Source organism: Rikenella sp. (assembly GCF_056799795.1).
In genome coordinates, this window is record NZ_JBQIQO010000015.1 from 27196 (window position 1) to 34632 (window position 7437).

A 7437-nucleotide genomic window follows, 5' to 3' on the forward strand; every position below is an offset into this window, starting at 1 on the left:
AGAGCCCCGCGGGCCGAAGCCTCTCGCCGCGGAGGCCCGCAACTGACGTTGCTGTGGGCCCCGCAGTCTTCGGCCCGCGCGGGCGACAAGGCTGAACTTGTTGGTTGTGCTTCTGCGGCTCTTTGAGCCGCGCAGTTCGCTGCCATCTCACGCGGCGGACTGCAACTCGTCGGAGCTCGTTGTACTCACCGCTGGCAGCGAATTGCTATAGGCTAAGAGCGAATAGCGCGATTCCGTGAGGAATCGCCGGCCTCGTCGCCCAGCGGCTTTGCCGCTCGGGGGGATGGGCGACAGGCCGAACTCGACAGATTTGGGGCGAGCTTTTGGTTGTGCTTTGGGCCGTGCTTTTGCGGTTCGTAGAACCGCCGGGCTTGCGCGCTGGGCCGTTCGGCCCACCCCCGGAGCGCGCAGCCCGAAACCGAAAGACAGATTTCTCATAAAAGGGGGTAATGCTCTTGCGACTCGCAGAGTCGCGCGGGCCGCCCGTGGGCAGGCGCCGGCCCGCAACACGCCGCTCGCGCGTCGAGAGTTGCTGTGCCTCCCGGGCGTCCGACCGCCCAAGGTCAAATAAAGTAGGGTAGAGGCTGCCGGTTATTTAGGCCGAGGCGGCCAGTAAAACGCCCTTTGGGCGCGTTTATTCCGAGAGGCAACGCAACTGAAAAGCGTCGCCCCGGTTACCCGCGTAGCCGGGATTGAAATGCCTTGTACTGAAATCTAAATCCATGCCATTGGTGCCGTTCACCGATGACGAATAACAGTAGCCACTGCTTCCGACACTGCCCAGTGCTCCGGAAGTATTGCGGTTGCGGAAGCCCGGGGCGCGCCGCCCGGCAAGCGAACCGGCCCTGTACCCATGGCCGCCTCCACCCCAAGCAATACGTCTCTGTTTATTCCGAGAGGCAACGCAACGGAAGACCGTAACCGCGTCCGCAGATGTCGTTGGAACTAAGGTACAGCGCATGAAAGTTCAAGCCCAGACTGTAAATGTCGCTGACAGCGGACGACCAACTGTATCCGCCGTCGCTGATACTCCATAACCCGCCATCGTTGCCGCCGCGGTAGCCCGGGGCGGGGCCGTCCGGCACTCGAAAACGGACCCTCCCATATATTCCCCGCGCCCGCCGCGCCGCGTTTTTGTAAAAAGTAAGTTTATTATACAGTGAGTCATGATAGAGCGAGAACAAACCGACTTTTTTCTGGTTCAGGCCTATAACGCCGCCATCCGTGCCGGAGCCAAAATCATGGAGATTTATACCCGGTACGACGACTTCTTCGTCGGCCTCAAAGCCGACAGCACCCCCATCACCATCGCCGACCGCGAAGCCCACCGGCTCATCCAGCACTACCTGAGCGCCACCCGGATTCCCCTGCTTTCGGAAGAGGGCCGAGACCTCTATTTCGACGAACGGCGCGGGTGGGACCTCTATTGGCTCATCGACCCCCTCGACGGCACCGAAGAGTTCATCAAACGGAACGGCGAATTCACCGTCAATATCGCCCTGATGGTCGACAACCGGCCTTTCCTGGGCGTGATCTACCTGCCCACCACCGAGACCCTCTATTTCAGCGATCCCGACCGCGGCGCCTTCTGCCGGACAGGCGTCCGGCCCGAGATGAGCGCCTCGTTCACCATCGGCCAACTGTTTCGCGACGCGCAACGCCTGCCGCTGGTTGCCGGGCGGAATACCCCGTTGCGCGTCGCCGTGAGCCGTTCGCACGAGACCGAACACGTCAAAGAGGAGATCCTTCGGCTACAGCAACAACTCGGTGAGATTCGCATCGTCGAGTACGGCAGCTCCTTGAAAATGTGCCTCGTGGCCGAAGGAGCAGTGGACTGCTACCTGCGAACCACGCCCACCTCGGAGTGGGACACCGCCGCCGGTGAAGCCATTGCGCGCGGAGCCGGAGCCGTCGTGCGGTCGCTGGCCGGCGACGAATTGCGGTATAACGAAGAGTCGCTCGAAAATCCGCCGTTCATCTGTCTCACCGCTGCTTTGAAAAACTATGACTGGAGAAGGTAAAGAATTTGTAACTAAGGATTTGAGTGCTTTTTCGCCCGACGATACCGGGGTGGCCAACGGAAACTATTTCGGACTGCCCTTCGCGGAGGACGAGGCGGAACTGGTGCTGCTCTCCGTGCCTTGGGACGTGACCGTTTCGTATAACGGCGGGACGGCAGCCGGGCCGGAGGCGATTCTGGCCGCTTCGACCCAGGTAGAACTGCGCGACGCCCATTATCCGGAGGGTTGGCGGCGCGGGATTGCGACCGCACCGGCCGATCCGTGGATCGCATCGGCTTCGGAACGGCTTCGGACTGAGGCGGAACGGGTGATTGCGCACCTCGAAGAGGGAGGCGCGGCGACCGATCCGGCGATCGCGGCATCGCTGGAGGCGGTCAATGCCGGTTCGGCGCGCCTGAACGACCTTGTGTTTGGACAGGCTTCGTCGTTTTTGGAGTCCGGTCGTTTGGTGGGGCTGGTGGGGGGCGACCACAGCACGCCGCTCGGTCTGATGCGGGCCGTAGCGGCCCGCATGGCAGGCGAGGGGAGGGATTTCGGCATGCTGCACATCGATGCCCACGCCGATTTGCGCGTGGCTTACGAGGGATTTGCCTACTCGCATGCTTCGATTATGTACAACGCTTTGCAGCTGCCCGAGGTATCGCGGTTGGTGCAGGTGGGAATTCGGGATTTCTGCGGTGCGGAGGTCGAGTTGGCGGCGGATTCGCAGGGCCGGGTGGTACAGTTCGACGACTATACGTTGGCTCGTAACGCGTTCGAGGGGCTCTCCTGGGGGGCGCAGTGTGCGTCGATCGTCGACCGGTTGCCGGAGAACGTTTATGTGAGTTTCGACATCGACGGTCTCTCGCCGGACAACTGTCCGGGGACGGGGACTCCGGTTCCCGGGGGACTTTCGTACCGGGAGGCGGTCTATCTGTTGGCGAGTCTGGTGGAGTCGGGGCGTCGCATCGTGGGGTTCGACCTGACGGAGGTGGCTCCGCAGGCGGGCGACGGCGAGTGGAATGCGAACGTCGGCGCGCGGGTGCTCTACAAGCTGGCCAATCTTTGCCTCCGCTCGAATCGGTAGGGTTTCCTCATGTTTGATGTTAGGGCTACCGCGCGGTGGTTGGAGGCGTCGCTTTCTTGAAAGAAAGCGACAGTTTCAGACGGGTCAAAGCTCGCCGCGCGCCGCCGCCAAAAGAAGCGATTCGGCTATTTCGGCGGTGAGCCGAATATAGATGAATCGCGCAAGGCGCGCGAAAAAACTTGATCGCACACAAAATCCGTCGCCCGCCCGCTTAAGAAGGTATATTCTGCCGGTTGGCGCTTGGCCAATCCGGCAAGAATTGCCGCGGGCGACGGAAATGCGGGGAGCGACAGCGGAGCCGCAGTGAGGCGGACACGGGGCGGAGAATTGGGCTGTGCTTGGGGCTGTGACAGTTCTTTGGGCTCGAAAACCGCAATCGGTTTTTGAGCCGCGTCGGGCCGAGCATGGGGCTGAAATTTGGGCGATAAGTTGGGTCTTGCTTTTGGCCGTGCTTTGGGCATTGCTCTTGCGACCCTTTGGGTCGCGCAGTTCGCCGCCCCCCCACGCGGCGGACTGCAACTCGTCGGAGCTCGTTGCGCCTCCGCTGGCGGTGAACAGCTGCAAACAGGGTGAGGCCGAACCCGAAAGGTTGGGGGCATTAGGCTGGAATTGATTCGGGTCGGACGCCCGGGAGTGGCCGCAGTGAGCATGCGAACATTGCGGGCCTCCCGTGGGGAGGCGTCCGGCCCGGGCGGTTCTGCGAACCGCAGGAGGCAGTTCCCAAAGGAAGTTGTCATTAAAAAGACACAGCACCTGCCCTGTTTATTCCGAGAGGCAACGCAACTGAAGACCGTAGCCGCGGCCGTCCGCGTGGCTGGGATTGAGGTGCGTCACGTGGAAACTCAAGTACACCCCATTGCTGCCGCTCACCGACGACGAATAGCTGAACCCGTAGTTGCCGACGTTCACCAGGTCGCCCGTTTCCCGCGGGCGGAAGCCCGGGGCGCACCCACAGGACGTTCTATTGGCCGCTTCTACCCCAATGCCTCCGCATTCTCGTTTATTCCGAGAGGCAGCGCAACTGAATACCGAGAGCACGGTTATCCGCACTGCCGATGTTCAGGTCTTGCGAACTGAACCATAAAAACCGGCCGTGGATACCGCTGACCGTCGCCGACCAGTTACAGCCATAGCGACCGCCCCCCATCAAATCTCCCAATCGCCCATTGTTGCCCGCATTGCGGAAGCTCGGGGCGGCCCGTCACCCTCCGCCCTCTCCGAAAAAGGACTCAGACCCGCGGCTCCCACCGCACCTCCGTTGCCCCTTCCGCCTGCCCCAGGTATCGCCCCAAAGCATAAAAGTAGTCCGACAACCGATTCAGAAACTCCCGAACCACCTCCGGAACCTCCGGATAACGTTTTGCCGCGCCGACCACCCGTCGTTCCGCCCGCCGACACACCGTCCGACAGACGTGCGCATACGACACCACCGGCGCCCCGCAGGGGAGCGTAAAATGTTGTAACTCGGGAAGCTCCGCCAACAGGCCGTCGATCTCCCGCTCCAGCCGGGCGATATCCTCGGCATAGACCTGCGGCAGGCGTTTTCCCACCTCTCCCTCCGCCGCCAGCAACGAAGCGCAACTCATCAGCCGGTCGAGCACCCATTCCAGTTGCGCCCGAGGCGTAGCATGTTTAATGTTCAGTAAATCATGTAAATATCCTGTGTGAGCCATCAACTCGTCCACCGTTCCGTAAGCCTCGATCCGTGCGTCGTCTTTCGGTGCCCGGGCTCCTCCCACCAGCGAAGTCGTTCCGTCGTCCCCTTTTCGTGTGTAGATTTTCATGCTGAAATAGTTTGTGTGGATTAGAAAAATTCCGGCCGGAACCGATAATTTCCCCGCAGCTCCTCGAACCGCTCCGGAGCCGCGCGTAAAGCCGCGTCGTCGGCCCGGATATCGTAGTGTTGCGCCATTCCCGTCGTGATCTCCTCCCACGTCAGCCCGGAGCGCGGATGTCGTTTCGGCGCCTCCGCCGGATACCAGTCGTCCGCTATCGGAAGCCCCAGGAACGCCGCCACCGCCCGCACCGCCAGTGCCGTTCCCATCGCTTTTCCCTGTAGCGAATACCCCGCCACGTGCGGCGTCGCGATCGAGGATAGAGCTAATAACTCTTTGTCGATCAGCGGTTCGTGAGGCCAGACGTCCAGCGCGGCTCGCGAAACCCGACCGCTCCGCAAAGCCTCTTTCAGAGCTGTTCCACGGACGACCTCCCCCCGCGAACTATTCAGAAAGACCATCCCCCGTTTCGCTCCGGCGAAAAAGGCCTCCGAAGCCATCTCCCGCGTCGTCTCGTCCAGCGGCACATGCACCGTCACGGCATCCGCCCGTTCGAGCAGCTCCTCCAGCGCAACGAACCGTTCGGTTCCCGCCTCGCCTCGCCGCACCCTCGGCGGATCGCAACATATCACGTCGAATCCCGCCTCCTCTGCCGTCTGCCGCACCGCTTCGCCCACATGTCCTACACCCACGATCCCGAGGGTCGTCTCCTCCGGTCGCACGTCGAGGGCCTCCAATGCAGCGCAAACCCACTGAAGCACCCCTCGCGCATTGCATCCGGCCGCCGTCGCCACCTCGATTCCCGCCCTGCGGCAATAGTCCGTGTCGATATGGTCGTAACCGATGGTCGCCGTGGCGATTATCCGCACCCGGCTCCCGGCCAGCAGTGCCGCGTCGCAGGCCGTGCGTGTCCGGATGATCAGTGCGTCGGCTTCTCGCACCGTATCGGCGTCGATCGCTCCGCCGGGCAGGTAGACCGTTTCGGCATAAGGTTCGAACACGCCTTGGATAAAGGGAATTTTGTCGTCGATTACGATTTTCATGGGTTTTCCGTAGGGTTGCAGATACAAATATCATAAATATTTTGTGTCCAGCGTGCGCGGCGAGGGAATGGGTTGGGCCGAGGCTGGTAGTTGAAATGCGTAAGCATTTCCCGTCCCGCCGGTGCGCCCATCGGGCGTTTTGTTAGGGTTGTCTTTGCCTTATTAGCCGTCCGCCGCCCGCGCAGGGCAGTTTCAGGCGGGTCGAAGCTCGACCGCGCGCGACTGCTGGAAAAGGAAATCATTCAAACGCGTAGTTCGCGTTTGAATAAGATTTCCGCCAGCGCGCGGACAAAGAATTGGGGGTAGAGGCGGCCGCAGCGAAACGTAGTTTCGCCTGTCCACGGGACGTGGGGCCCGCGCGGCCCGAGCGCAGTCCTCTCCCGTAGCCAAAGACGCGCGCCCCGCCTAAAGAAGCGATTCAACTATTTCGGCGTGAGCCGAATATAGATGAATCGCGCAAGGCGCGCGAAAAAATCGACTTTGCGCAAAAACCCCCGTCGCCCGCCCGCTTAAGATGGCATATTCTGCCGGTTGGCACTCGGCCAATCCGGCAAGAATTGCCGCGGGCGACGGCAAAAAGCGGCGGAGCGCAAGCGGAGCCGCAGTGAGGCGGACACGGGACGGAGAATTGGGCTGGGCTTTGGGCTGCGATTGTTCTTCGGGCACGAAAACCGGAAACGGTTTTCGTGCTGCGCTGGGCCGAGCATGGGGACGAGCTTTGGGCTGGAATTTGGTCCGAGAGCGAGTAGCGCGATTCGCAGAATCGCCGTCCTCGGGGAGGGCGACGCATCAGCGGCGCGAGAGGGGCGCGCCGAGGACGAATAGATAGACTATGCTTTTGCGGTTCTCCGAACCACCGGCCTCGTCGCCCAGCGGCGAAGCCCCTCGGGGGTCGATAGGAAATACGGGTAAAAACATAAAAAACAACCTAATCCCGCCCCGGGCAACCGCAACGCAACGACGGGTACTGCGGTAAATAACGGCGGAAGCGGTTTTAGCTGGTCTTCCGCAGTCGATCATACCTATGGGATCAATCTGAATTTCTTTCCGCAACGTTTTAAAGACAATGCCACGGATAGTCGTGGCCACGGTTTTCCGTTGCGTTGCCTCTCGGAATAAACGGGGAGAGTGGCCCGCCCCGGGCAACCGCTATAGCCATATGGGAACTTTGTACTACAACGGAAATTACGGTTATAGTTATTCGTGCTCAGCCAACGAAACTAACGGCATGTTCTTGGACTTCAACACGCAGGAGCTCAACTCCAGCGGCGGGTACGACCGGGCTCACGGTCTTCAGTTGCGTTGCCTCTCGGAATAAACGCGCCCACAGGGCGTTTTACTGGCAGCCTCTACCCGAAACGGGCCGGGTCTACCCTAAAGAAAAGCAGCCTCTGCTCTTGTTCTAACTCCCTGCGGCTCTTTGAGCCGCGCAGTTCGCCGCCACCCCACGCGGCGGGCTGCAACTCGTCGGAGCTCGTTGCATTCACCGCTGGCAGCGAACCGCCTAAACCCGCCCCGGGCCGACGGGGACG

The 7437-nt window shown here is 61.4% G+C and carries 8 protein-coding genes; 3 read left to right on the forward strand and 5 right to left on the reverse strand.

Annotated features, from left to right (window positions below):
- Positions 1-887: 887 nt before the first annotated feature.
- Entirely contained in the window at positions 888-1085 is a 198-nt protein-coding gene (locus ACTO3O_RS05255; protein WP_297832437.1) for a hypothetical protein, read from the reverse strand.
- 81 nt (positions 1086-1166) lie between these two features.
- Here ACTO3O_RS05255 and cysQ point away from each other — a divergent pair, with 81 nt between their 5' ends.
- Together cysQ and ACTO3O_RS05265 are read left to right on the forward strand one after the other, a co-directional pair.
- A complete protein-coding gene (gene cysQ, locus ACTO3O_RS05260; protein WP_294594776.1) occupies positions 1167-2021 on the forward strand; it encodes a 3'(2'),5'-bisphosphate nucleotidase CysQ in 855 nt (284 codons plus the stop codon).
- On the forward strand, positions 2005-3087 hold the full coding sequence (locus tag ACTO3O_RS05265; RefSeq protein WP_297832440.1) for an agmatinase family protein: 1083 nt from the start codon (positions 2005-2007) through the stop codon (positions 3085-3087). The genes cysQ and ACTO3O_RS05265 overlap by 17 nt, the downstream gene beginning before the upstream one ends.
- Positions 3088-3849: 762 nt before the next feature.
- Here ACTO3O_RS05265 and ACTO3O_RS05270 read toward each other — a convergent pair.
- The 4 genes from ACTO3O_RS05270 to ACTO3O_RS05285 form a co-directional block, all read right to left on the reverse strand.
- Positions 3850-3996: a hypothetical protein gene (locus ACTO3O_RS05270; RefSeq protein WP_297832442.1), complete on the reverse strand. Its 147-nt coding sequence runs from the start codon at positions 3994-3996 to the stop codon at positions 3850-3852.
- A gap of 91 nt (positions 3997-4087) precedes the next feature.
- The gene (locus ACTO3O_RS05275) at positions 4088-4246 is read right to left on the reverse strand and encodes a hypothetical protein (RefSeq protein WP_297832445.1); all 159 of its coding nucleotides are present in this window, start codon (positions 4244-4246) and stop codon (positions 4088-4090) included.
- Between the two features lie 70 nt (positions 4247-4316).
- The gene (locus tag ACTO3O_RS05280) at positions 4317-4871 is read right to left on the reverse strand and encodes a cob(I)yrinic acid a,c-diamide adenosyltransferase (RefSeq protein WP_297832448.1); all 555 of its coding nucleotides are present in this window, start codon (positions 4869-4871) and stop codon (positions 4317-4319) included.
- A gap of 20 nt (positions 4872-4891) precedes the next feature.
- A complete protein-coding gene (locus tag ACTO3O_RS05285; RefSeq protein WP_297832451.1) occupies positions 4892-5905 on the reverse strand; it encodes a 4-phosphoerythronate dehydrogenase in 1014 nt (337 codons plus the stop codon).
- 1159 nt (positions 5906-7064) lie between these two features.
- On the opposite strand from ACTO3O_RS05285, the gene ACTO3O_RS05290 reads away from it, so the two are divergent.
- Positions 7065-7223, forward strand: coding sequence for a hypothetical protein (locus ACTO3O_RS05290; protein ID WP_482596535.1), 159 nt, complete (start codon positions 7065-7067; stop codon positions 7221-7223).
- Positions 7224-7437 lie beyond the last annotated feature (214 nt).